The organism is Prevotella pallens ATCC 700821 (assembly GCF_000220255.1).
Lineage (GTDB): Bacteria > Bacteroidota > Bacteroidia > Bacteroidales > Bacteroidaceae > Prevotella > Prevotella pallens.
Map to the genome: position 1 here is coordinate 363,426 of NZ_GL982513.1, position 25,015 is coordinate 388,440.

At 37.9% G+C, this 25,015-nt stretch carries 20 protein-coding genes and 4 pseudogenes; 18 read left to right on the top strand and 6 right to left on the bottom strand.

What is annotated here, in order from left to right; all coding sequences use genetic code 11:
* Positions 1-304 precede the first annotated feature (304 nt).
* Entirely contained in the window at positions 305-928 is a 624-nt protein-coding gene (locus tag HMPREF9144_RS01455; RefSeq protein ID WP_040595349.1) for an agmatine deiminase family protein, read from the bottom strand.
* A 435-nt stretch (positions 929-1,363) separates the two neighbouring features.
* Between HMPREF9144_RS01455 and HMPREF9144_RS01460 the strand changes: the two genes are divergently transcribed.
* The 8 genes and pseudogenes from HMPREF9144_RS01460 to HMPREF9144_RS01495 all read left to right on the top strand — a co-directional run.
* Positions 1,364-1,687, top strand: coding sequence for a hypothetical protein (locus HMPREF9144_RS01460; protein WP_006044024.1), 324 nt, complete (start codon positions 1,364-1,366; stop codon positions 1,685-1,687).
* Between the two features lie 209 nt (positions 1,688-1,896).
* On the top strand, positions 1,897-4,026 hold the full coding sequence (locus tag HMPREF9144_RS01465) for a TonB-dependent receptor (RefSeq protein WP_006044026.1): 2,130 nt from the start codon (positions 1,897-1,899) through the stop codon (positions 4,024-4,026).
* 44 nt (positions 4,027-4,070) lie between these two features.
* Entirely contained in the window at positions 4,071-4,805 is a 735-nt protein-coding gene (locus HMPREF9144_RS01470) for a hypothetical protein (protein ID WP_249031180.1), read from the top strand.
* Positions 4,806-4,882: 77 nt separating this feature from the next.
* Positions 4,883-5,662, top strand: a complete 780-nt coding sequence (locus HMPREF9144_RS01475; protein WP_006044028.1) for a hypothetical protein — start codon at positions 4,883-4,885, stop codon at positions 5,660-5,662.
* Positions 5,663-5,756: 94 nt separating this feature from the next.
* Complete coding sequence (locus tag HMPREF9144_RS01480) at positions 5,757-6,515, top strand: hypothetical protein (RefSeq protein ID WP_146739289.1); 759 nt, start codon at positions 5,757-5,759, stop codon at positions 6,513-6,515.
* 100 nt (positions 6,516-6,615) lie between these two features.
* Positions 6,616-7,641 (top strand): hypothetical protein, encoded by a 1,026-nt coding sequence (locus HMPREF9144_RS01485; protein ID WP_006044030.1) that lies wholly within the window; start codon positions 6,616-6,618, stop codon positions 7,639-7,641.
* Positions 7,642-8,618: 977 nt separating this feature from the next.
* The gene (locus HMPREF9144_RS01490) at positions 8,619-10,565 is read left to right on the top strand and encodes a KUP/HAK/KT family potassium transporter (protein WP_006044034.1); all 1,947 of its coding nucleotides are present in this window, start codon (positions 8,619-8,621) and stop codon (positions 10,563-10,565) included.
* A 55-nt stretch (positions 10,566-10,620) separates the two neighbouring features.
* Positions 10,621-10,869 (top strand): annotated as a pseudogene (locus HMPREF9144_RS01495) (GIY-YIG nuclease family protein); the annotation flags it as partial.
* A gap of 239 nt (positions 10,870-11,108) precedes the next feature.
* Here HMPREF9144_RS01495 and HMPREF9144_RS01500 read toward each other — a convergent pair.
* The gene (locus HMPREF9144_RS01500; RefSeq protein WP_006044036.1) at positions 11,109-12,104 is read right to left on the bottom strand and encodes a hypothetical protein; all 996 of its coding nucleotides are present in this window, start codon (positions 12,102-12,104) and stop codon (positions 11,109-11,111) included.
* 141 nt (positions 12,105-12,245) lie between these two features.
* Between HMPREF9144_RS01500 and HMPREF9144_RS01505 the strand changes: the two genes are divergently transcribed.
* Positions 12,246-13,145: an IS982 family transposase gene (locus HMPREF9144_RS01505; RefSeq protein WP_006044037.1), complete on the top strand. Its 900-nt coding sequence runs from the start codon at positions 12,246-12,248 to the stop codon at positions 13,143-13,145.
* Between the two features lie 76 nt (positions 13,146-13,221).
* On the opposite strand, the pseudogene HMPREF9144_RS12780 reads toward HMPREF9144_RS01505, so the two are convergent.
* Positions 13,222-13,419 (bottom strand): annotated as a pseudogene (locus HMPREF9144_RS12780) (transposase); the annotation flags it as partial.
* A gap of 28 nt (positions 13,420-13,447) precedes the next feature.
* Between HMPREF9144_RS12780 and HMPREF9144_RS13965 the strand changes: the two are divergent.
* From HMPREF9144_RS13965 to HMPREF9144_RS01545, 9 genes and pseudogenes are all read left to right on the top strand, one after another.
* A pseudogene (locus HMPREF9144_RS13965) lies at positions 13,448-13,616 on the top strand (tyrosine-type recombinase/integrase); the annotation flags it as partial.
* Positions 13,595-14,881, top strand: a complete 1,287-nt coding sequence (locus HMPREF9144_RS01510) for a site-specific integrase (protein ID WP_006044039.1) — start codon at positions 13,595-13,597, stop codon at positions 14,879-14,881. The pseudogene HMPREF9144_RS13965 and the gene HMPREF9144_RS01510, both read left to right, overlap by 22 nt.
* A 64-nt stretch (positions 14,882-14,945) precedes the next feature.
* A complete protein-coding gene (locus tag HMPREF9144_RS01515) occupies positions 14,946-16,034 on the top strand; it encodes a DNA cytosine methyltransferase (protein WP_006044040.1) in 1,089 nt (362 codons plus the stop codon).
* A complete protein-coding gene (locus HMPREF9144_RS01520; RefSeq protein ID WP_006044041.1) occupies positions 16,031-17,674 on the top strand; it encodes an ATP-binding protein in 1,644 nt (547 codons plus the stop codon). Before HMPREF9144_RS01515 ends, HMPREF9144_RS01520 begins: the two co-directional genes overlap by 4 nt.
* 10 nt (positions 17,675-17,684) lie before the next feature.
* Positions 17,685-18,602 (top strand): restriction endonuclease, encoded by a 918-nt coding sequence (locus HMPREF9144_RS01525; RefSeq protein ID WP_006044042.1) that lies wholly within the window; start codon positions 17,685-17,687, stop codon positions 18,600-18,602.
* 10 nt (positions 18,603-18,612) lie between these two features.
* A complete protein-coding gene (locus HMPREF9144_RS01530; RefSeq protein WP_040595351.1) occupies positions 18,613-19,932 on the top strand; it encodes a DNA cytosine methyltransferase in 1,320 nt (439 codons plus the stop codon).
* Between the two features lie 8 nt (positions 19,933-19,940).
* The gene (locus HMPREF9144_RS01535) at positions 19,941-21,023 is read left to right on the top strand and encodes an HpaII family restriction endonuclease (protein ID WP_006044044.1); all 1,083 of its coding nucleotides are present in this window, start codon (positions 19,941-19,943) and stop codon (positions 21,021-21,023) included.
* Positions 21,024-21,110: 87 nt separating this feature from the next.
* Entirely contained in the window at positions 21,111-21,632 is a 522-nt protein-coding gene (locus HMPREF9144_RS01540; RefSeq protein ID WP_006044046.1) for a very short patch repair endonuclease, read from the top strand.
* Positions 21,633-21,652: 20 nt separating this feature from the next.
* Complete coding sequence (locus HMPREF9144_RS01545) at positions 21,653-23,110, top strand: RNA-binding domain-containing protein (protein WP_006044047.1); 1,458 nt, start codon at positions 21,653-21,655, stop codon at positions 23,108-23,110.
* 60 nt (positions 23,111-23,170) lie between these two features.
* Here HMPREF9144_RS01545 and HMPREF9144_RS01550 read toward each other — a convergent pair whose 3' ends face one another.
* The 3 genes and pseudogenes from HMPREF9144_RS01550 to HMPREF9144_RS01560 all read right to left on the bottom strand — a co-directional run.
* Positions 23,171-23,818, bottom strand: coding sequence for a hypothetical protein (locus HMPREF9144_RS01550; RefSeq protein WP_006044048.1), 648 nt, complete (start codon positions 23,816-23,818; stop codon positions 23,171-23,173).
* Between the two features lie 2 nt (positions 23,819-23,820).
* Positions 23,821-24,483, bottom strand: a pseudogene (locus HMPREF9144_RS01555) (relaxase/mobilization nuclease domain-containing protein); the annotation flags it as partial.
* A 258-nt stretch (positions 24,484-24,741) separates the two neighbouring features.
* On the bottom strand, positions 24,742-25,015 hold a 274-nt coding region (locus HMPREF9144_RS01560), incomplete at its 5' end, for a DUF6078 family protein (protein WP_257009640.1).

Below are 25,015 nucleotides of genomic sequence, written 5' to 3' on the forward strand. Positions count from 1 at the left end.
AAATATCTTAATTCTATGTATGTTATCTTGAATATAATAAGGAAAAGTCCTATAAAATAAATGTTTTCTTGTTAAGACTATTGTCTAATAAATTTACCATTTATAGGTATATATGTGGGCATAAGCCCTGTAAATATAAGTTGCAAACGGTTTTCTTATCTAACCTTTTATCTATAATGTATAACATAGCAATGCTTTTTGCAATGTAAAAAGGGCTGTTTTGGTTTGCAAAACAGCCCTCTTCGTTTTTTTATTAAGTCCTTAAAGATATTAGTATTCTATATGTTTTAGATTGTTTATATTACTACGACACCATACTTTCGTTGATACTTTTACTGTAGCGAATAAACTCCCCTTCGTTGCCAAAACATGGGTCAGCATAGACTCCAACAACAGCTAAGTGCGGGAAACAAGCCTTTATTTGCTGTAAAGCCTCCTTATCTTCCTTTGCATGTTGCATCGGGACGATTATAACTTTCGACGTATGTATATAGTTAATGTATGCCCAACTAGTATCTTTAGCCTCGCGCACGCCATCGAACGATGAGTAACTGAGTTCTACTACTTCGTATCCTTCAGCCTCAATCTTCTCTTTTAGGGCTTTAGCAACCTCAGAGTCGTACTCTGCACAGTTCGTCATTAACATACGTTTGTCGCCAATATTACGCACAAGGCAATCTACGTGATCTGTAATTTTTACGTTGTTAACAAGCCAAGCCGGTTTTAGTGCTTTGCAAGAATGTGTTACCGGGTCTTCAATAATTTCATGTTCAACATCATAGATGTCAAGCATCATGCACAATTTACTATAAATTGGCATCATGTTACTGTCGTTCAGAATTTCTGTTGCGAAGTAAACTTTGTTTGCATTTAGGTGTTCTGAAGACATCTTCTCCTCCGAAACCTTTATTACTTCTAAGTGCTCCATAGCGAATTTATATGATAAGTCTTTTATTAAATTGCAATAGTAATAGGACAATACAAAGGTACAAATATTCCAATAATCACCTAATTTTTTTGCATTTATTTGCGGAAAATATTTGTTTATGCCTTTTTTCTTATCTATTAAATGCCTTTTTAAGCGATACACCTTATTATATATAGATTATATATAGGCATCAACGGTGCGTATATAAGAGTGTGCAGATAATATTTATTAATGTGATAACCATATACTTATATCGTTAAAAAGATATAAACAAGAGTAGAATAGTTGTATTGTCTCTACTATTTTCTATACTTTTGCAGAAACTTGACGTGAAGCAATTGTACTAATGCTGCAATATAAGGTTATAATACTTTATTGATAAGTAAACCTGTTTGTGTATTTAGTATGGTTTTATACGGATAAACGACAATAGGAATGAAGAGAGCTAATCTATTAAGAGTATTTATAGCTTGGATGTTATTGCTAACATTCACAGCTGTTCTTGCTATAAAAGATTTGCATTTTCACGACTATAAAAATGTTCGTACAGAAAACTTGGCAACCAAAAGCCATACTCAAATAAGTTCTGCTTGCTTTGTTTGCGAATTTACAATGTACAAAGCCAATGTCGTAAAGCTGTTTAGCTATGTGCCTATAACAGTTTGTACACTCTTACACAAACCAAAAGCGTTAGTTCCCATTATAGTTTATAGATCAGTAGAATCTGTAAACGCCCATGCACCTCCCTTCTTTGCTTAGTTTCTAAACCTACTTAGAAGCTCTTTTAAAGCTCGCAACAATATGTTGTTGGCTTGTTTTACTGTATTGCTATAGTGTTTCTTGTGTATTAATACAGGTGTGTCTAAATAGCTATATGTACACATCTATTGAACACAGCCTTTCGCTATGTAATGCAGCAAGAATATTTATTTAATTACTCATTTTATTCTTATTTCATAGCTGTAAATATGAAAAAGCTATTTTATACCTTTATGAGTGTAATAGCATTATGTGAGTTTGTGCCCACTAGTGCCTTTGCACAGAACCAATATGATCTGGAGACGGCACTGCCAGATACTACAAAACAGAACTATCATCTTATAGATGGTGTAGAAATTTCCACTGTTCGTAAGCTCGTTAGCAACAATGCTGTAAGCTCACAGCTCAACAATAAAACAATAGAACGGTCGTTAGGGCAGTCGTTAGGCACTATGTTAGAGCGTGTTAGTGGTGTAAGTTCTATTCAAACGGGCGGAACAGTATCTAAACCAGTTATACACGGTATGTACGGAAACCGTATATTGTTGGTTAATAATGGCGCACGACTCACTGGACAGCAGTGGGGAGCCGACCATGCACCAGAAGTAGACAAGAATAGTAGCACCAAAATAGAAGTCGTTAAGGGAGCAGAAGCTGTACGATATGGTTCTGATGCTCTTGGTGGCATAGTCGTAATGGAACAAGATATGTTGCCCTATAATCAGAAACACACACACGGCAGACTACTGAGTATGTATGGTTCCAATGGTTATCGCTACCAATTTGTAGGCAATGCAGAAGGTTCTATGCCTTTTTTGCCATCGTTGGCGTGGCGCATTCAAGCCACCTACGCTAATAGTGGCGACCAAAGAGCAGCCCATTATTTGCTGAACAACACAGGAACACGCGAGTTCGACTTCTCAACCGCACTTGGTTATCAACATAAGAACTTCCGTGCTGAAGGTTATCTTAGCAGATATGATCTAAAATTGGGCGTGCTTTACAATGCACAGATGGGCGATGCCGACTTGCTTGCAGAACGTATAAAGATTGGCAGACCTGTCGACATAACACCTTATACACGCCATATTGACTATCCTTTCCAACATATTGTGCATACAAATGCCACGCTAAAGCTTTACTACAACACCGAAAAGTATGGCGACTTCTATTGGTTAGCTTCTTTTCAAAAGGACGATAGAGAGGAGAATAGAATACGACGTATGAATCTCTCCTATATTCCTGCTGTTAGTATGCACCTTAAAACGTTGCAAAACTATCTGCGTTGGCGTAAATACTATGGCGATTGGCAAACCGAAGTGGGGACACAAGTTGTGAATAGTAACCATTCTAATCAACGTGGAACGGGTGTAGTGCCTATCATTCCTAACCATACAGAAAATCAAATAGGAGCTTATGCTTTGCAAAAGTATCAAAACAACCGACTTGGGGCAGAGCTTGGTGTTCGTTTTGATTGGCAAGATACAAAGGCTGCTGGCTACGATTGGACTGGCGACTACTATGGGGGGCATCGCACATTCTCTAATTTCACTTATAGCTTGGGTGCTCACTATCACGCTACCGACAAGCTAACACTAACTACAAACTTTGGTTTAGCATGGCGTGCACCACATGTTTTCGAGCTATATAGCAATGGTAACGAATTAGGAACAGGACGTTTCGTGCGTGGCGACTCTACTATGTGTTCAGAAAATAGCTATAAGTGGGTAGTATCTACCGAATATCGAAGCACAGTTTTAGATGCTCGGCTCGATGCTTATCTGCAATGGGTGAAACATTATATATACGACCGTCCTATGAAAGGCGAATATGTAACTGTTATTTCGGGAACTTATCCGTTATTTCAATATATGCAGACTGATGTGTTTATACGTGGTATAGACTTCGATTTGCGTCTTCGTCCACTTTCTGCAATAGAGTATCATATTGTTTCTTCTATGATTTGGGCTAACGAAACACGCACCCATAACTACTTGCCGTATATTCCTTCCTTCCGTATCAATCACAGCCTTACTTACACACCACACCTTTCTGGAAAGGCTTTTGCTCCATGGATAGAAGTTAAACATCGCTTTGTGGCACGTCAAACTCGTTTTAATGCAGCTTCCGACCTTATTGCTTATGCTCCTGCTTCGTATAGCTTGTTTGGATTAGAGGCTGGAACCGAATGGCGAATAGATACACACAACACTCTTAGCTTGTTTGTTTCGGCTGACAACATATTCAATAAGGAATATAAAGAATATACCAATCGTGCTCAATACTATGCACACGACCTTGGTAGAGATATACGTCTTACCATAGGGTGGAAATTCTAAAAGGGAAACAGAATATAAATAAACAAATGATAAACAATAAAATTATGAAACTTAAAAACAGTATTTTACCCATAATGTTAGGCTTGGTCTGCATTGCACTTCTTACCGCTTGTAGTCCTGATAAACCTGAAAACGAGAAAATTAATAAGCTCCACGAAGATCCAACGGCATGCGTGTTCACACTTACTGAAGGCTCTTTGCGAAGCGACGTAAGATTTAACAGTATGCCACAAGAGGCAGATTTTGTTCCAACAAATAATGTACAGAAGATTATTTGGCAGGTTGAGAAAGGTGAAAACTTTAAAATGGGCGAAGAAGGACTGTCTAAATTCGTTGTGAAAAGCATTAAAACAAATCCTAATGTGGTTTATTCGCTACGCATAGACTACTATAACGCCAAAGGAAACTCAATGAACAACCAGTTCTTTGAGAACGAACAAGACAAAATTCATCAACATTTCTTTATGTATTATACAAATAATGGCGCGCACAATGTGCTAGTTAAGAATCGTGAAGAACTACCTTACGAATACACTTATGCCGATTCATACAAAGGAAAGTTTATAGGCGAGAGCAATCCAATGGGCTTCTTCGGCTTCATTCGCTTCTTGCAGCCTGATACAAAGTTCGATTTGAAGGTAGCATTGATGCACTCTGGCAACCTTACTAAGTTTGGGACCGATGGCAAAGCTTCGCCTTTCTGGGCTCCATCTCCTGCTCAACTTAATAAGGCTCTATGGGATTTAAGTGTGAAATTACCTATCGAGGTAAAAGACTAATGTGTTTTAACAAAATAAGATGCATACGTGAGAATCTTTAAACAGATACATCAGTAATCTTAAACAAATACGAAACAATGAAAATAAAGAAGAATAAGAGATTTAAAAATAATGTATTGTTCTTGTTAGTAGGATTATTCGCACTTAGTTTCTTCACTGCTTGCAGTCAAGAGAATTCAAAGGAAGATGAAGTAATAGAGCCTAAAAAGGAAGAGAAGGAGGATACTACCAATCTTGACATTCGTGAGGTAACAGTTGAGTTAGATCAGGTTAAATTAGCCGATGGAATGACATTTAAAGACCATCCAAAACGAGAAGACATAGTTAAAGAAATTAGTGGCATAGGGCTTCTATTTCATTTAGATAAAGACGGAAATCCTAAACCAGACAAATATAATTCGGCGAATAAATTCGTAGTAAAGACTTTAAAGTCTGAACCTAATTGTGTATATAGGTTGATGGTATCGTATCCGAGAAATAAAAATTGGGGTATAACAGGTTTTTCAGACAATAAACTAAACTATAAACTTCAGCATTTCTTTATGAATTATATAAATGAAGACAATAGAGAGGTGTGGGTTAAAGACCCATCAAAGCTTCCATTCACCTATATTTATTCTGATCTTTTTTGGGAAGATGGATTAATAAATCCAAGCCCAGTTGGTTTCTACGGTTTCATGCAGTTCTTAAAGCCTCATACTAATTTCGATTTAACAATCGGTCTCTTCTATACTGGTAATAAAACGAAATTTAATTCAGACGGTACGATATCACCTTTCTGGGGACCATCGTCTGAACTTAGTAAAAAAGGAAAATGGTTACTAAAAATAAAAATACCAATTGAAATAGAAGATTAATGTGTTTTTTATAAGATAAGATGCATACGTGAGAATCTTTAAACCGATACATCAGTTCTTAAACATATACAGAACAATGAAGATAAAAAAGAATATGAGATTTAAAAATAATGTATTGCCATTGTTGTTAGGATTATTCGCACTTGCTCTCTTCACAGCTTGTAGCCAAGAAAGTTCAACAGAAGATGGAGAAACTAAACAAGCAATAAAAGATAATAAACCACCTTTTAACCCAAAAAAGTTAAGGGTAGCAATAACGAAAGGTAATATAAATTATTGGCAGAAATATAACGATAGCCTAAGTTGGGAAAACATATTTAGTTATAGAGGAGATATTGACATAAAATTTACGGTTGATATAGATGGAAAAATCATATTTGATAAAACCAGTGAGCCGAATAAATTAGTATTCAACAGCGCAAAATCAGAGCCACAAAATGTTTATTTGTTTGTTATAGATTACGTTGATGATAAAGATGCACACTTTAACTGGTTCTTAATGGAAAATGATTTAGACTATAAATACCAAAATTTCTTTTTGTATTATCCAAACAATGGCAATAGCAATGAATGGGTTACAGACCGTTCAAAGGTTCCTTTCGAATACGCTTATGCCGATAAATATAAAGGAACAAATACCAAAAAACGAGGACCAGTGGGCATAACGGGCTTCATACGCTTCCTAAAACCAAACACAAAGTTCGATTTAACGCTCGGTCTCTTCTATTCTGGAAAGAAAACAAAGTTTGATGCAGACGGCAAAACATCGCCTTTCTGGACTCCTTCGCCTGAACTTCTGAAAAAAGGAGAGTGGCTTTCAAAGTTTAAAATACCTATTGAGGTAAAAGACTAATGTGTATCACAATAAGATAAATCTAACAATAAAATTCAAAACGATAGGTTTTAACCAACAATACAAGTAGTTTGACAATTCAAAACAAAATATAATAATTATGAGAAGTATAAGAACATATCTAAAATTAGCATTACTTTGCACAGTGCTATCTGGCTTTGTAGGTTGTAGCAACAACGACGATATTGTGCCAGAGAACAAGAACGAGAAGTTAGCAGGTCCTAAGCCAGCTAAGGTTGTAATAAATGTTATCGAGGGACACCTACATGGTTACGCTGCCTTCCACGAGAACAAAATGTACGATGGTGTGAAATACATGGACGCTCCACAAGAGTTTGTTTACACACTGCAAGGCGACAAATGGGTGCCCGACCCTAAGAATCCACCTTACCTCTATGCTATGAGCTATAACCAAATGCAAAACTCCGAAGCTGCGGTAAGCATTGCACTCGACATAAAATATTACGATGCTGCAGGCAACCTTATGAATGGTAAGTTTATAGACAATGGGCAAAGCGAGCATTACCAGCACTTCTTTGTGGTGAAAGATCAAAAACCTTTTCCAGATTTTGACGCAAAGCTCGACAACCCCACTAATCAAGAGTTTATGCGCTACGATTATGTAGACCCAACTCCATGGAATGAAACTATGCACAGTGGCAAAGCTGAATATAACGGGTTGAAAGACCCTCTCGGCTTTAAGGGTATTCTGTCGTTTGGATATTGTCGCCAAACTTGTAACCTGAATATTATGTTGATGGAAAGCCACAATAAGAAGACGGTAAATTTAAAGAACTTAGTGTTTAAAGACACATGGGGCGAACCTGTTGAGGCGCGTTCAAAGGTGGCTGACTGGGTTCCTACTTCCGAACAGCTGAAAAATGAAAAGTGGTATCCAACAATAAATCTACCTGTAATGGTATATATGGACAGGGCAGAATTGGGAGAAGGCGAAGACAACGTAACACTAACAATGACAGAGAACGAGGTGCCAACATCGTTCAAACGACTGATAAGTACGCTGAAATATGCCTTTAATTTAACCTATAAGCAAGCTCTTACCGAACTATACTATAGGTTAAACGGCGAACCTGCTCCACACGATAACAGCGGCTATTGGTTCTAAACCAGCCAGAAAGAAGCAGTAAGTATGCTTATATGCTTACTGCTTTTCTACAATTCCACGTCGTAAACCCAATTTGGTGCTTAGACTACAATATGTATAGTTCTTATCACTATGGTATTGTTTTCTAACATCTTTTGTTTTCTTATCGGCATCTTGTCTGTCTTTGTAACTTTACGTAGCCTGCTACGCCTGCGTTGCAAAGGCAGACAAGCTGCTCAATAATAAAACGAAATATGTTTAGGCTCTAACTACCAATTTGGGTTAAACAATAGTTGAACAACGTGGAATTGTTGCGTTTATATGCTATTTGTATCTTGAAACCAGGTTTCGTTTCTGTTGAAAAGCAATGAATATATTTGGGAAAAGTGGACAAAAGCATTTAAATCAAAACATTGCAGCATAAAACATTTTATATGTCTCAGCCAAACAAATGTTTTTTAAGCACTATAATATAGAGCTATAAAAGCTATAGCTTTTTGTGATATCTAAACCGCAACTGATAGATATCTGAGACGAACGTTTCAGATATCTGAAACGAGTGTTACAGATATCTGAAACAAGAGTAACAAAAGTGTGTCTGATTTTTCTAAACATTTAGAGGCTTCTATCTGATTATAATCTTCCATTGCCCAGTATGCAAATTGGTATAGTTTGTATACGAAGTAGTATGCGTTAAGTGTCTATTCAGAATTAAACGAGATACCGATAGTAGAATTGCCAGTTTACTACTAAACATTGCGAAAAGTAGAGCTGTAGCACATAGAACCATATATTGGATTGAACCAAGTGGCAAAGTGGGTTGCAGAAATAGTAAAGCTGCAATGTTTAAACAGAGTTTTAAGCATATTTAAGCACTATTATGGCAGTGCTTAAACAGTTAGAAAAATACACTATTTGGTATTTTTTAACGTGTTACAATATTCTATTAATCGTACTTGCACTACTTTTGCATCGCATAAGATTAAAAGATTGTAAAAATGGAATCAGAACTTTCTAACCATAAAAAGCTTACAGCAATGGGACTGCTAATAGCCATAGGCATAGTGTTTGGCGATATTGGTACATCTCCGCTCTACGTTATGCGCACTATTATGCGTGCAAATCCGCACTTTAGTGCAAACTATATATTGGGTGCAGTGTCGTGCATAATATGGACCTTAACTCTGCAAACCACACTGAAATATGTAGTAATAGCACTTCGTGCCGATAATAAGGGCGAGGGTGGGGTGTTGGCTCTGTTTGCATTAATACGTAAACGTGGTAGCCGTTGGCTCTACCTTGTAGCAATGTTGGGAGCGAGTACGCTGATAGCCGATGGTGTAATAACACCTGCCATTACTGTAACCTCAGCCATAGAAGGGTTGCATGGCATATCTACCAATATACCTATAGTGTTAATTGTTGTAGTTATCATTTCGGTGGTATTCTTTATTCAGCGTTTCGGAACAGGCTCCATAGGTAGCTATTTCGGTCCGTTTATGTTAGTCTGGTTCTTACTTTTAGGTGTGTTGGGTATCGTTCATATAGCCGATTTCCCACTTATCGTAAAAGCCTTTAATCCATATTATGCCATAGAACTGCTATCGTCAAGCCCTGAATGGTTCTTAATACTGGGTGCGGTTTTTCTTTGTACAACAGGTGCAGAGGCACTATATTCCGACCTTGGACACTGTGGTAGGCGCAATATAACCGTTAGTTGGATATTTGTAAAAGTAATGCTCATACTCAACTATATGGGGCAAGGCGCTTACATTATAAACAACATAAACACTATACACACAGGTATCAACCCGTTTTATGGCATTATGCCAAACTGGTTACTTATACCAGGCGTTGTAATAGCAACAGGAGCAGCCATTATAGCTAGTCAAGCACTCATTAGCGGGTGCTTCACCATTTTTAGCGAAGCTGTGCATTTAGACTTCTGGCCTACGCTTAAATTCAAGTATCCATCAAGGAATAAGGGTCAGATTTATATACCACAGATAAACAATATGCTCTATATTCTGTGCATTGTAACAGTATTACTGTTTCAAACTTCGGCTCACATGGAAGCAGCATACGGTTTATCTATCACCATAACAATGCTTACCACCACAGTAATGCTGGCAGTTTATTTGCGCCAACGGTTCACACCACATTGGATAGTGGGAGCCTTTTTAGCCGTCTATCTGCTTATAGAAGGCTTCTTCTTCTTAGCCAATCTAACCAAATTTGCACACGGTGGTTGGTTCACAATAATGTTAGCACTCTTTGTAGGAAGTATTATGTATATATGGTATAGGGCTTGGAATATACGCAGAAAATATCTTAAGTTTAACAAACTGTCCGACTATTACGATATAATATGCGACATAAAAGCCGATGAAACCATACCAAAGTATGCAACAAACCTGGTGTATATACGTCAATCGGAACGCGAAGATGTAGTGGAAGACAAGCTGATTTATTCCATAATAAATAAGCAACCAAAACGTGCCGATCACTATTTTTTAGTGCATTTTATATACGACGACGCACCAGATACCTTAGATTACACTTGTAGCGAACTGATAAACGATACGCTTTATGCAATTAACATAAGGGTGGGATTTAGAGTTAATCCGCTTATGACACTCTATTTACGTCAAATAGTAGAAGACCTTATTGCCGAGAAACAGTTCGATATACGAAGCGGATATCCGTCATTACGCAAACACAACATAGCTGGCGACTTCCGTTTTATAGTAATTCATCGAATTTATTATGCATCTACAGTGGTGAGTGCGTCCGATAATATAACACTACACCTATTTGGTTTCATTCGACATATAGGTGTAGACGACGAACAAGCCTTAGGCTTAGATACAAGTAATGTTACTGTGGAGCGTGTTCCATTTGTTGTTAATAAGAAGTATAAACAGCATATAACGAAGCGCAAATAGAGAATACCAAGTGTTTAACAATATAAGAAAAGTGTTGCAGAGTTAAATATAAATTATGGGTAAAACGGTTACAACATATTTAATAGATGCTGATCCGAAAGGAACGCAGTATGTGTTTATCAGCAATAAAATTTGCCAGATGTATGTCATTCCTCGTTCACCTCTTTCAATTTTAAACAAACGAAATGAGTTACAAACACCGGCTTTCTATATCTTATTAGGTGAAGACGAGGCTACAAAACCGAAAGCATATATTGGAGAAACAGAAAACTTTAGAGAACGAGTGAGAGACCATGAAAGCAAGAACAGAGCAAATAGTATCTTTGGTGATAGTTTTCAAATCTTCAGGAGTTTTTCTGATAGGGTGAAAATCTCAATCCATTTTTAAGAAAAAGTTCCATGTAGATCTGAGTCTTTTCTGTCTACATATTCCTTACTTCTTCTGCCTGATTGTCCGTCAGTGAAAGCTCAACCTTTGTCAGAGTAAACTACCAGTCCTTCTTCTCGCATATAAAGTGCTTATATAACTTCAGGAGGAAAGATTTATTGTTTTATAAATCTTCCCTTATCATCAATAGTATATCTATCAACCACATCCTTTTTAATAACTTTATCTTTATGTAATTTGTTCTTATACACAGTTATATCAAGATTTTTAGATATGGTAAAGGAATTAGTTTTCCAATCTCTATTATTTTCTCCTATTTGTGAAAATACTGTTACCCCATCTATTACATTCTCATTAACTGATGTTATAAGTCTGTAAATTAGTGACGGAGTATTTTCAAGATAATAACAAACCAAATCAAGCTGATATTTTTTCCCTGTTTTGATGCGATAAAATAGACTCGGTAAAGATTTATCCCATCTGCTTTTATAAGTATATTCCAACTCTTTATTTCCTTCTATACTGGTAGGATGGTATGACATTTCATCTTGTTCCCCCATATCATAAAGTTCCTGTTCTTTCTGAAATTGGTAGAAATCAAAAGGTAATGAGATTTTTTCGATACACACTTCAGTTTGATTTCCTACAACCACCTCCCTTTCTTTTAAGGAGTCTATAGCATTAATTTCCGCATGAAACTTATCTGCATTATAATGTGTCAATAGCACCATCTCTGGTAAGTAAAACACGCCCTTGCATTCCATTAATTTCCAAATAACATCACCATTTTTTTGTTTATAAACTTTTGCGTTTCCCCTTGCATCGTCGTCATAGAAACCATAAAAAGAGAGATAGAGGGTGTCTTTTTTGAAAACACCTTTTATATTATTCACATTTTCTGTGGAACAATCTATTCTATTTCCACTGTTCCATGTACTACAGTAGTAGCCAACAACAGTATCTTGTTTTGTTTTTTTCAATACAAGGTGAAAAGTTTGGTTTGTGTCAGACTGTTTTCCATTATATTGGTAATATATCCAGTTTCCCACTAAACTATCTATCGGAGTTCTCCTTGTTGTTTTCAATTCTGTTTTGGCTGTACAAGCACAGATAAAGAGGCTTACTGCCATTGATAATATAATTTTCTTCATTGTTATATGTTGCAAACAGTCATCAATCTTATTTGAACGTGAATTCGATATAAGAAAGTTTTTTGAAAAGTTGTAGGAGCGGAATATTTTTCGCACCTGTATACTTGTAAACCAAAGAGTTACAAATAAATACCCACTCCTGTGACTGATACAAATTTAATAGAAATATTCTGTATATTCGACGATTTTTGCAAGTATTTTACTCCTGAGCTGAAAAAACATACGCTTCAGGTACCCGGCAAGCGGCACCGTAATCGTGCTTCCCGTATGTCGGACAGTGAAATCATGACTATTCTGGTCCTGTTCCACACCCACCGTTTTCGAGACCTAAAGTCCTTCTACTTAGACTATATCTGCCAGCATATGCGTGGAGACTTCCCACATCGGATTTCCTACAACCGCTTCGTCGAGCGTCAGGCACAGGTCGCACTGCACCTGTTGCTGTTTCTCCTGACATGTGCACTGGGCAAGTGTTCAGGCATATCCATCATTGATTCCACACCACTGGCTTCCTGCCACATCAAGCGTGAGCGGCAGCACAGGACCATGAGGGGCTGGGCGGCAAAGGGAAAGTGCACCATGGACTGGTTCTATGGCTTCAAGCTACATCTTGTCATCAATGACAAGGGAGAGATTATCCAGTGGAAGCTCACGCCAGGAAACGTAGATGACAGGGAGCCATTGAAGGATAAACGCTTCACCGAGAGGTTGTTTGGAAAACTCTTCGCAGACAGGGGGTATATTAGTCAGAACCTCTTCGAGATGCTCTTTGTGGACAATATACATTTGGTGACCAAGATAAAGAAGAACATGAAGAACTCACTGATGAGCCTGTATGATAAGTTGTTGCTCAGAAAGCGTTCTGTGATAGAGACGGTGAACGATGAACTGAAGAATGTATGTCAGATAGAACACACCAGACATCGCTCTTTTGATAACTTTGCAACAAATCTGATAGCAGGACTCATTGCATACAATCTGTTGCCCAAGAAGCCAGAAATGAACATAGAGATAATTGATAAAAGCAGGGTAATTGCATAGAGCTTATATCGAACTCACGTTAAATCAGTGCGTACTTGATCCTGCTTATAGGCTTGTTGCTAATGTAGTTGATGTATTATAATGCAGTCATCGCACTGACTTTTCCCACTATTCGGGCAAAAAGACCGCATATTTCTTTGGCGTAGTTCCTGATGAATAGGAACTGGTCGGTGAGTTGTGAAAATACCGTTTCAATCCTCTTTCTTGCCTTTGGCTAAAGGTATGAAGGTTGGCTTCCAGTTCTTTTGGTTGAACGGTACGGACATTCAAGCCTGTTGATCTGACTTGCGGTATTCGCCAATTCCTTTCATGTAGCTCGCCATACATTCGGCACGCTGATATTGGAATCTTGTATTCCTATAGAAAGTATTGCCAAAATGATGAGCCATATCTCTATTGCGAGTACATAAATCTATGCTCAAATCACAGACCAGAAGATTTTAAGGGATATGGACAGACTCATAGAAAAAAGTGCCAGATTAAATGAAAATATACAATATTTACAGCGGTTTCTTTTCGTATTTTATGTATTTATCACTCCAAATTCCGGAAGAGCCCAAAATGTGCTTTCTGATGGTCGGATAAGTCTTTATCTTGAGTATTATCTTGGTAGAGAAGAAACACCAGTTTTAGATGATAATGGCAATCCTGTTTTGTATGAAACAGGTAAAATGGTGGGTAAGCCCAAAGTTCACATCAAACACAACAGGCGAAAAGAGAATTTGCAGTTGTATTTGATAGTCAAGTCCCGTACTCCTATAGAACGACAACAAAACAAAGAAACGCTTGAACTGGCTACCAAAATTCGTGCAGAGCGTGAACAGCAGTTTAAGGAGAGCATGCTTGGCTATCGCCTGAAGAAAGACAGAAATGTCAACTTCTTAGACTATTATCAGGCGTACATAGACAGTTATACGAAGAAAGACCTGCGAATGATAAAGATAGCTTTGAATCGTTTTAAGGATTTTCTGAAAGAGCAATACCCTCTCTATGAGTTTAGTATTAAACCTGACTTGATAACCAAGGACATAATGGAACGGTTTGTAGAGTACCTGCAATCACGAAGTGTGGGTGAAGGGGCAAAAAGCATCTATCAGCGTTTCAAGAAAGTTGTGCGCTATGCCATAGACCATGAAGTGATGCAGAAAGATCCCTGCAAGGGTGTTGTGTGCAAGGTAGATGACCAAGTGTTACGCAAAGATGTAATCTCAATGGACGAAATACAAGCACTGATTCAATGTCATTATGAGAATGAGAATCCTTATGTCAGACGTGCCTTTATCCTTTGTTTGTATTGTGGTCTGCGCTTCTGTGATGTAAAAGACCTTACCTATAAGAATGTAGATTATACCAATCGCCTGCTGAAGTTTGAACAGAATAAGACCAAAGGACATTCTGTCAATAGTGGTGTAGTTATTCCTCTGAACGAAGGTCTATTGTCATTGATAGGTGACGCTCCAGACGATTTGGATTCTTCTATATTCAATCTTCCCTCGTATGAGAGTTGCTGTAAATCTGTGAAACGGTGGGTAAAACGTGCTGGCATTAACAAACACATCAGTTGGCATTGTGCTCGCCACAGTTTTGCTGTAAACATTCTCAACAATGGTGCAAATATTAAAACGGTAGCCAGTTTGTTAGGGCATAGCGGATTGAAGCATACCGAGAAATACACTCGTGCAGTGGATAAGTTGAAGTCAGAGGCTATCAATAGTTTGCCAGGGTTGAATTTATAAGTAAATATCTCGTGTTTATAGCAAATTATGTTTATCTTTGCACATATTAACTAACAATTTGAATATGCTCCACAAAAGGTTTCATAAAAGACGAGGAAGATTACCATCAGTAGAGGTTGTAGATCTATTTTGCGGAATAGGAGGGCTTAGTTATGGAATGAAATCACAAGGTTTTAAAATTCTCAAAGGTTTTGATTTGGATGCGACCTGCAAATATTCTTATGAGACTAATAACGAAGCTGAGTTTCAATATAAAGATATAAGGAATGTCACTCAAAAAGATATATTGCCTCTTTATTCTAAAAATTCTATTAAAGTTTTAGCGGGATGTGCACCATGCCAGCCCTTCTCTTCTTATGCTTTTAAAAATAAGACTAAGGATAAAGAAAAATATAGTCTTTTAGATGAATTTGGGCGATTAGTAAAAGAAGTTCATCCTGATATAGTAACAATGGAAAATGTACCTGCTATTACATCCTTTAAATTAAAATCGGTTTTGTCTGACTTTATTAAGGTGTTACAGGAGGAGAATTTTTTTGTAACGTATCAGGTTGTATATTGCCCCAATTATGGAATTCCACAAACTCGTAAGCGTTTGGTGCTTCTAGCTTCGCGTTGGGGTGAAATCAAAATAATTCCACCTACTCATACAAAAGAAAATTATGTAACAGTACGAGATGCTATAGGGTATCTTCCACCATTAGAAGCAGGACATTGTTGCCCTACAGATTCATTACATAGGTGTCGTGAATTAACTCCTTTGAATATGGAAAGGATAAAGGCAACTCCTTACGGTGGAAGTTGGAAAGATTGGCCAGAAGATTTGATGTTAAATTGCCATAAGAAGAATGGCGGTAAAAGTTTTGGTAGTGTCTATGGTCGTATGGTGTGGGATAAACCTGCTCCAACGATGACTACTTTATGTACAGGTTTGGGCAATGGCCGGTTTGGGCATCCTGAGCAAAATAGAGCCATATCTGCCCGTGAAGCTGCTTTGTTTCAAACTTTCCCTAATACTTATAATTTTTTCCCAAATGAACAAGACGTTTCATTAACAAAAGTCTCTCGGTATATAGGAAATGCAGTTCCTCCGAAATTAGGAGAAGTAATAGCAGAAAGTATTAAGCAACATTTAAGAAATATCCAATTATGAAACAATATAATTTTAACATATCACTTAGTATTCTCAATCATTTGGGAAGAAATCTTTATAGAAATTTTATAACAGTCCTTGGAGAAGCTGTATCTAATTCATGGGATGCAGATGCGCATAATGTTTATATCACCATAGATCGTGAAGCAAGGATACTTATTGTTCGTGACGATGGTGAGGGAATGGATGAGGATGATTTTCAAAATAAATTTTTGAAAATTGGATATTCTAAACGAAAAGATAAGAGTACGCATACAAATAGCGGACGTCCATATATAGGAAGAAAAGGTATTGGTAAATTAGCTCTACTTTCATGTGCCCAAACAATAACAGTTCTTACAAAAAAGGAAAAAGAAGAATTGGTTGGTGGAATAATTGATAATGCAGGGCTTGATAAAGCTATCAGAAATGACATATCTTCTGATGAATATAATCTAGGCGTGCCAGATGATACTATAATTGCAACTTATAAAGAACGATTAGGTAAAGAAGGGACCGTTATAATCTTTCAAGATTTAAAAGACGGTATTCGCAATAGAGTTGAATATATAACAAAGTTAGTAGCTTTATATTTCCGTTTTTCTTTAAAGGATCCTAAATTTAATATTTATATAAATGAAAAGCTAATAACTATTAAAGAACTGAATTCTATAAAAGATAAAACCCAGTTTGCTTGGATACTCAATGATACGGAAGATCCTTATATTAAGGATAGTAAATTTCTTAAATCTAAAATTATTTCATTAGAGAACACTGCTATAAAAGGTTTTGTCGTATCTGTAGAGAAGCCTTCTGATATAAAAATAAAAGGGACAGATGAAAAGGTAACCATTGATTTGTATGTAAATGGACGGTTGAGAGAAAAGGATATATTGCGACATATTCCTATTGCACGAATTGTTCAAAGCTACCTTTATGGACAGATACATTTTGATAGTTTAGATGATGACATAGATCGTTTCACAAGTAGTCGAGAAGGAGTTGTTCCTGACGATCCTAAGTTTAAGGACTTATTGAATATGTTAGAAAATATACTCAAGACCATAATTAACGATTGGGATATATGGCGTACAGAAATAAATCAAGATGGGGATCAGGAAAATTCAAGAATGACTAAGAAACAAAGAAAGTCCAAAGAGTTGTTTAATGTGGTGGTAGAAGACTTCATTCCATCAAAGGAAAATGATATTAGCCGAAAGAAAGTAGATGGTTGGATAAAGGAAATGCAAGAAGATGCAGAGTTTAATCTATCTTCTTATGGCGAATGTTTCGTTTCTGAGAACCTTTTACGGAAATATGTCAAGGAGAAGAACATTCCCATTCCTCAAAATATTCAAAACAAAATTAATGCTTGGAAGACACAAGCAGAAAACGCAAAACAGAATGCCAATATTAACTTTAATATTCGAGAAGATGATACAAATTTAACTCACTTGGATATGGATAGTTTAGCTTATCTCGCAGATGATGAAACTGATCGAATAAAAAAGGCTACTTTGAGGAGAGATGCAACAGAATACAAGCCCATTAGAGATGCTCTAGCACACACCTCTCGACTAACAGTAATAGCAAAAAGTCGATTAACGATCACGTATGAGAATATTAAAGCAAGAATAATTAGTTTGTTGAATATGGCTTAAAACACTAAATATGGCGATACCAAAGTTTGAAAATTTTCTCTACCCATTTTTAAGTCAACTCAAAGATAAGGATGTGAGCATGACAGAAATGAAGAATGCTCTTGTGAAGCATTTTAATCTCAGTAAAGAGGATTGTTCATTGAAGACGAAGAATGGTTCTGCTTTTCAATTGAACGACCGCATTGGTTGGTCTCGCCAATGGCTGAGGCGCGCCCTTTTTATAGAGATACCTCAGCGTGGAGTATATCGGATAACACAACGCGGTAGAGATTATTTGAAGATGCATACCTATCTAAGAAAAGAAGACTTGCTGCAATATTCTGAATTTGCAGAATATGCACACATGTCTATATCTTTGAAGGACAAGCAGACATACAAGAAAACTGAAACAGATGAGATACTAGATGAATTGACCCCAACAGAGCAAATGGACGTTGCTTTCAAGAGCATTAATGATGACCTTGCCGCAGACTTGCTACAACGGGTATTGGATATGAGTCCAAACTTCTTTGAGAAACTTGTGCTTGATCTACTCTTAAATATGGGATTCGGAAGCCGAAACAAGGAGATGGCCATAGTCACTCCCACCAGTCATGACAATGGCGTGGACGGCATCATTCCCGAGGATGCCCTTGGGCTTGACAAGATCTATATCCAAGCTAAGCGATATGCAGATAATCCTGTCAGTAAACCAGAGATACACAAGTTCATTGGTGCACTTGATGAACAAAAGGCCACTAAGGGAGTATTTATAACCACTAGTAAATTCACTACTGGTGCAATTGAAACAGCCAACAAGGCTAGCAAGAAGATTGTTCTTATTGACGGAAAAAAACTTGCTGACTATATGATAGAATACAATGTAGGAGTTAGTGAAAAGAAAGTATATGAAGTAAAGAAATTAGATTCCGATTACTTTGAAGAATAATGAGAATAGCATGGTAAACAAAAAAATAAAATTAGTAAATTTCCCAGAAGAAGTTACGACGGAAGGTGTTAGAATCTACGGCGAAACATCATATGAGAATCAGATGGCTCTGTTAAGCCACTTTCTTCACAACCAACAGAAGGAAATGGATTTAAGCCAGAGAGAAGAAGTTATTCTGGCCATCCGCGAGTTCCTTTCTCGCAAGAAGTCACGTCAGATGCTTAACGATGACGAACTAAGTGATGAACAGATATGGATGGCAGCAGAATCACCTCTCCAGTACAATCTTTTTTCGGACTTTTTCAAAGTGCCATTCCCCGTCCCTGAACATCCTCGTTTTACCTTCATTGATCTGTTTGCTGGTATCGGGGGATTTCGTATCGCTCTTCAGAACCTTGGCGGTAAATGCGTTTACTCCTCGGAGTTTGATGCAAAAGCACAAGAGTCATATTTGGCAAATTATGGTGAGATGCCTTTCGGTGACATTACAAAAGAATCAACCAAGAGCTATATCCCCCAGCACTTTGACATATTGTGCGGTGGATTTCCCTGTCAGGCATTTTCTCTTGCTGGGCATCGTCTGGGATTCAAAGATGAGACACGCGGAACTTTGTTCTTTGAAATAGAGGCTATTCTCCGTAAACATCAACCACGTGCTTTTTTTCTCGAAAACGTAAAAGGACTTGCTATCCATGACAAGGGACGCACGTTAAAGACCATACTTGGACACCTTGACGATGCTGGCTATGATGTGGTGCCACCACAGATTCTCAATGCTATGGATTTTGGTGTACCACAGCATCGTGAGCGTATCTACATCATCGGCTTTCGGAAGAATTTACACATAAACACTGCAAATTTCCATTACCCAGAGCCACAAACAAAAGGCGAGAACCGTCCACGTTTCCGTGATGTAATGGAAAATGAAGTTCCGTCAGTAAAATACTATCTATCTACAACCTACGTTGAAACTCTGAAACGCCATCGTGCCCGTCATGAAGCGGCTGGTCATGGGTTTGGTTATGAAATAATTGATACAGATGGTGTAGCAAACGCCATCGTCGTAGGTGGCATGGGCAGGGAACGTAATCTTTTGATTGATAAAAGGTTGAAGGACTTTACCCCCATTACGAACATCAAAGGCGAAGTAAACCGTGAAGGCATCCGACGCATGACCCCCCGCGAGTGGGCAAGGCTGCAAGGCTTCCCTGACAAATTCAAGATAGTTGTAGCTGATGCTTCGGCTTACAAGCAGTTTGGCAATTCTGTAGCTATTCCTGCCATTCAAGCCACAGCAGAGAAGGAACTTCAAATGTTAGGAATTATATAACTAATAATATGACAAAGACTGCTAACAAAGGAGAGTGGAGTGAAATTTACGTTCTCTTCAAATTGTTGGGGGAAAAACAAGTTTATGCCGGTGACGGAAATCTGAACAAGATAGAAAATTTGTTTTACCCTATACTGAAAATTCTGCGTGATGAAAAGAAAGGACACTACGAGTATACTTTAGAAGATGATATTGTTGTGGTGACAGAAGATGGTATAGAATTATTACGCAGGAAAGTATCAGATTTTCTTGAAAAGGCAGGCATGTTGCTTAGTATCATTCGCCAGTCAAACGGTGCGTTCGTGGCTCCAGAGATAGAACAATTCATGTCTGAAATTCATTGCAGCAATATAAAAGCAAAATCTCAGAAAAAAACAGACATCAGAATTGTTATCCATGATCTGCGGACAGGTATGTCCCCCATGCTTGGATTCAGCATAAAGTCGAAACTCGGTAGCGATTCCACGCTTTTCAATGCTGGAAAAACCACCAATTTCACTTTTATGGTAAAAGGTCATGAATTTTCTAATTCCGAAATAGCGACCATAAATGCTATCAAAACACGGACAAAGTTTATTGACCGTGTTATGAGGATTCAAGAAATGGGAGGAAAATTCATGTTCAAAAATATGGATGATCCAATATGCCGTAATAACTTCATACTGATAGACAGTTACCTGCCATCTATAATGGCTGCAATCCTTCTGGAAGGTAATCAGGGTGGCAGTAAGGACCTGAAAATTCTGACAGAGATAATAGCCTCAAAAAATCCGATGAGATATGACATGACCAACAATCAGAAGTACTATGAGTGCAAAATTAAAAACCTTTTGGTAGCATCTGCACTCGGCATGGTACCACATACACCTTGGAACGGAAAATATGAGGCTAATGGTGGTTATCTCGTGGTTAAAGATGATGGAAACGTACTTTGTTATCATTTCTATGACCGCAATCTCTTTGAAGACTATCTCTATTACAACACACGTCTCGAATCTCCTTCGTCAAGCAAGTACGAATTTGCCACTCTTTATCGTGGACAGGACGGAAATTTGTATTTTAAATTAAATCTACAAATTCGGTTTAAATGATCATGCCCATCCGATGCCGTATATTTTTACACTCCTACGAAAAAGGAATGAATAAGTATCTATCAACAAGCGTTTTATAGAAGGTCTATGAGCGACACGTATACCCCACAACAGCGCCATGAAAATATGGCAGCTATTCACGGCAAGAACACAAAACCAGAAGTTGTTGTGCGCAAGTGGCTGTGGATACATGGATACCGCTATCGACTGAATCATCCACGGCTTCCTGGAAAACCGGACATCGTGATGAGAAAATACAGAACCTGTATTTTTGTTAATGGATGTTTCTGGCATGGGCATGAGGGGTGTAGGTATTATACAATACCGAAAACTAATACAGAATTCTGGATAAATAAGATCAGACGGAATCAGGAACGAGACCGGGAAGTGTGTCGCAAACTAGCCTTAATGGGGTGGCACTGCATCACAATCTGGGAATGTGAATTGAAATCGTCCCAAAGAGAATGTACTTTGGAATCCCTGATATTTACACTCAATAGCATTTTCCTGGAAGATCATAGCATAAAAAGGTACAAGATACCTGAAGAAAAACCATTAATGGCTGCGGAAGATATTACAGATAAATATGGATACAGAACAAAGAGGTAAAAGAATTCGTTGTACAATATATGACTATTCAAGAAATAACAACCCGCAAGGAAGATCAGACTTTTGATTGCAAAAGCATTCAAATTGATCCGAAAGCATTAGCTATTACCATTGTGGCGTTTGCTAATGCTGACGGTGGTGATATCGCTATCGGTGTGTCTGACAAGACAAGGAAGATAGAAGGAGTTGACCAGCATACGGAAAAGTTGAATGAGTTGCTTCGTGTGCCCTTAGACTTCTGTAATCCTTCTGTGTCTATTACCAGCGACTTGTTACCATGCACGGATAAAGATGGAAACGAAAATCATATTTTATTGATGCATATTCCTGCAAGTTCTGAACTACATACTAATCAGGCAGATGAAGCCTTTATGCGTGTTGGCGACAAAAGCAGGAGGCTGTCTTTTGAAGAGCGCATACAGTTGATGTACGATAAGGGAGAGCGCTATTACGAAGATACGGTAGTGTATGATGCTACGGTTGATGATATTGATATGGCTGCTGTCGAAAGATATACAGAATTGATTGGTTATACCAAGTCTGCCAAGCAATATCTACATGAGAATAATAGCTTCATAACAACCAATGCAAAGGGAGAGGAGCAAGTTAGTGTGGCTTGTATTCTGTTGTTTGGTAAATATCCTCAAAAGTTCTTTCCTCGTGGGCGTACTCGCTTTATCCGTTATAAAGGTACTGAAGAGAGAGTGGGTGCAGAGATGAACGTAATTAAGGATGTAACATTTGAAGGAACTATACTTGATCTGGTGAAAGCCACGATAGCTTATCTTGAAACCCAAGTAGAGGAACATACATTCCTTGGACAACATGGGCAGTTTGTAACCCATAGAGATTATCCAAAGTTTGTGATACAAGAAATGGTAGTTAATGCTTGTTGCCACCGTGCCTATAATATAAAGGGTACGGAAATCCAAATTAAGATGTTTGATAATCGCTTGGTATTTGAATCACCGGGCAGATTGCCAGGAACGGTTAAGCCCTCTAACATTCGACATACACACTTCTCACGCAATCCAAAAATCGCTCAATTCCTTAAAGCATACAACTTTGTAAAGGAGTTTGGCGAAGGTGTGGATCGTGTATGCAGGGAGTTGGAAGCTAATGGTACACCACATCTATCTTTCCATCTTGATGATTTTATTCTGAAGATTACAGTGCCGAAGGTGACAGAAAGGGTGATAGAAAAGGATGTTAACGTGATAGAAAAGGTGATAAAAACTCATCAAGAGGTGATAGATAAGGTGATAGAAAAAGCGGTGGCTCTCAATGAAAAATTAACAGAAAATCGTATTTCTATCATCAAGCTAATAATAGAGAATCCATATATTTCTAAATCGGAACTTTCCAAACATGTGGGAATCAGTGAAAATTCTATATCTCGTAACATAGAAGCTATGCGTGATAAATACCTTCGCCGTGTCGGTCCCAATAAAGGCGGCTTTTGGGAAATCATAGACTAATATGCAGCGCACAAGCCCAACCAAGCACCCCACGTTTGGTTGGGCTTATTCCGTATAGAGTTACTTCAATTTTCTTTGCATCAGACTATCCGCCTTTTGCTTCAATTCCATGTCGTAATCATCTGCTTTTTCCTTGATTAGTTTGATAATCTTTTCATTACGATGAATGTCAAACACATCGTTAAGCCATAGGACTTCCTTAGGACTACAACCTCTCCACACTCTGATGATACGGAATTTCAAGGCATCATCCTTGTATTGCCGTTTGCTTTTCCATAGGAAGTAATTGCCGACCAAAGAAATAAAACATACGGCAGTTGTCACAGCCATATAAGTAAAAACTTTCGAGGACTTGATGTCAAAACTGTGTCTGTGAATCTGTTCTTGAGGTTGTGGATGTTCTTTCTGCTCCTGCCACTCGTGTAACATAGTCAAAACACTTGCCACCAATTTGTCCATGGATTTAGCTTCCTCGTCCTTGATGCGTACTTGTACTCCAATATACTTGTTAATCACTTCTTTAGTTCGCTGTTCATACTGATTGAGCAATTCCTGTTCTTTCCGCTCTTTAGTTTGTGCTGGTGTAGATTGAACAGGGAGAGAGGCAGAGTTGTTCACCTTTTCTTTCAGTTCCTTTAGTTCCCTGTAAATTGTCTCCAGTTTGTTTTTAATTTCCTCAAAGAGGACAAATGTATTATTATCTGCCATAGTTATAAATGTATTTTACGTTTTTTCTTTTTATCGAGTGTGTTATAAACCTCCGCAGGGACAGTACCATGAGCTTGAAACAAATCCAATCCTCCTTCTATGAGGTTGTTGGTAATTTCGCTCGTAACACTTGCAACATTGGATATGAGGTTTATCATTCCTTGTGTCTGCTGTTCGTGTTCCCTGTTATTCTGTTGCAGAGCAAAGTCTATTTTAGAATAGCTGAAATTCCTATCCACCTTAGAGCCATTGAAACAATAGCCGTTCTTTTCAAAGATGATTCCCTGCACCTCCTGTGAATTGCCTTTGTACTTAAAGCGGACATCAATATCTTGTTTTTTCAAGTGGATAAGAAGGTCTTTCCAATTCCTACACCGAGCTGTTTCTGCTTTCAACGCCTGATAGATTTCATACTTGGTCTTGTCAGGTTCTTTCAAGCGATGTTCCTTGACCTTCTCCTTGCCACCAGCAAAGTATAAACCATATTTGGCGGTCAATTCTTTGCAAATCTTCTCACTTCTGAATCTGTCGTTACGATCAGAAATCGTCTTACCGTTATTGTCTATTCGGTTGAAAGCTATATGCACATGAGGGTGCTCTTTGTCAAAGTGGCGACCGATAATGTACTGCGTATCTTTTATTCCTATCCTCTCCAAATATTCACGAGTAACTCATGCCTTCAACTGTCTTCATCAATATGTTTATATACAACAGTCCATATACTATATACTATGTTCTCCGCAGCCAATATCAGCAGAATTATACACGTTTGTATAATTCACTATACAAATCTGTATAATTAGTTTTACACGTCTGTATAATTAGTTATACAAACATATATAATATGGAAAGACTTATATAAACAATACTGTATGGCTTATATGAATGAAGGAAGAGGCATAAGGGAGAGACTGGGGTGAGGCCTACTTGTAGTGCTTCATACGCATGAGTGTAGGATAATGTTCTTCATAGTAGTCGAACTCGATGCTTTTGCCGTCGTATCCGTTTATGATGAAGGCATTGCGAATGTTCTGTTGCTCTTCCTCGGTAATGGCGCGGAGTTGTTCCTTAACGTGGTAATAAGTGGCAGAACCGAAACATTGCATAACGCTCAACCGAACCCTTCGCAGGTCGGCAGCGCGCACATTGTCGTAGATGCGAGAAATGCCCCATGCGTAGCGTTCTTTATGGTCGAGC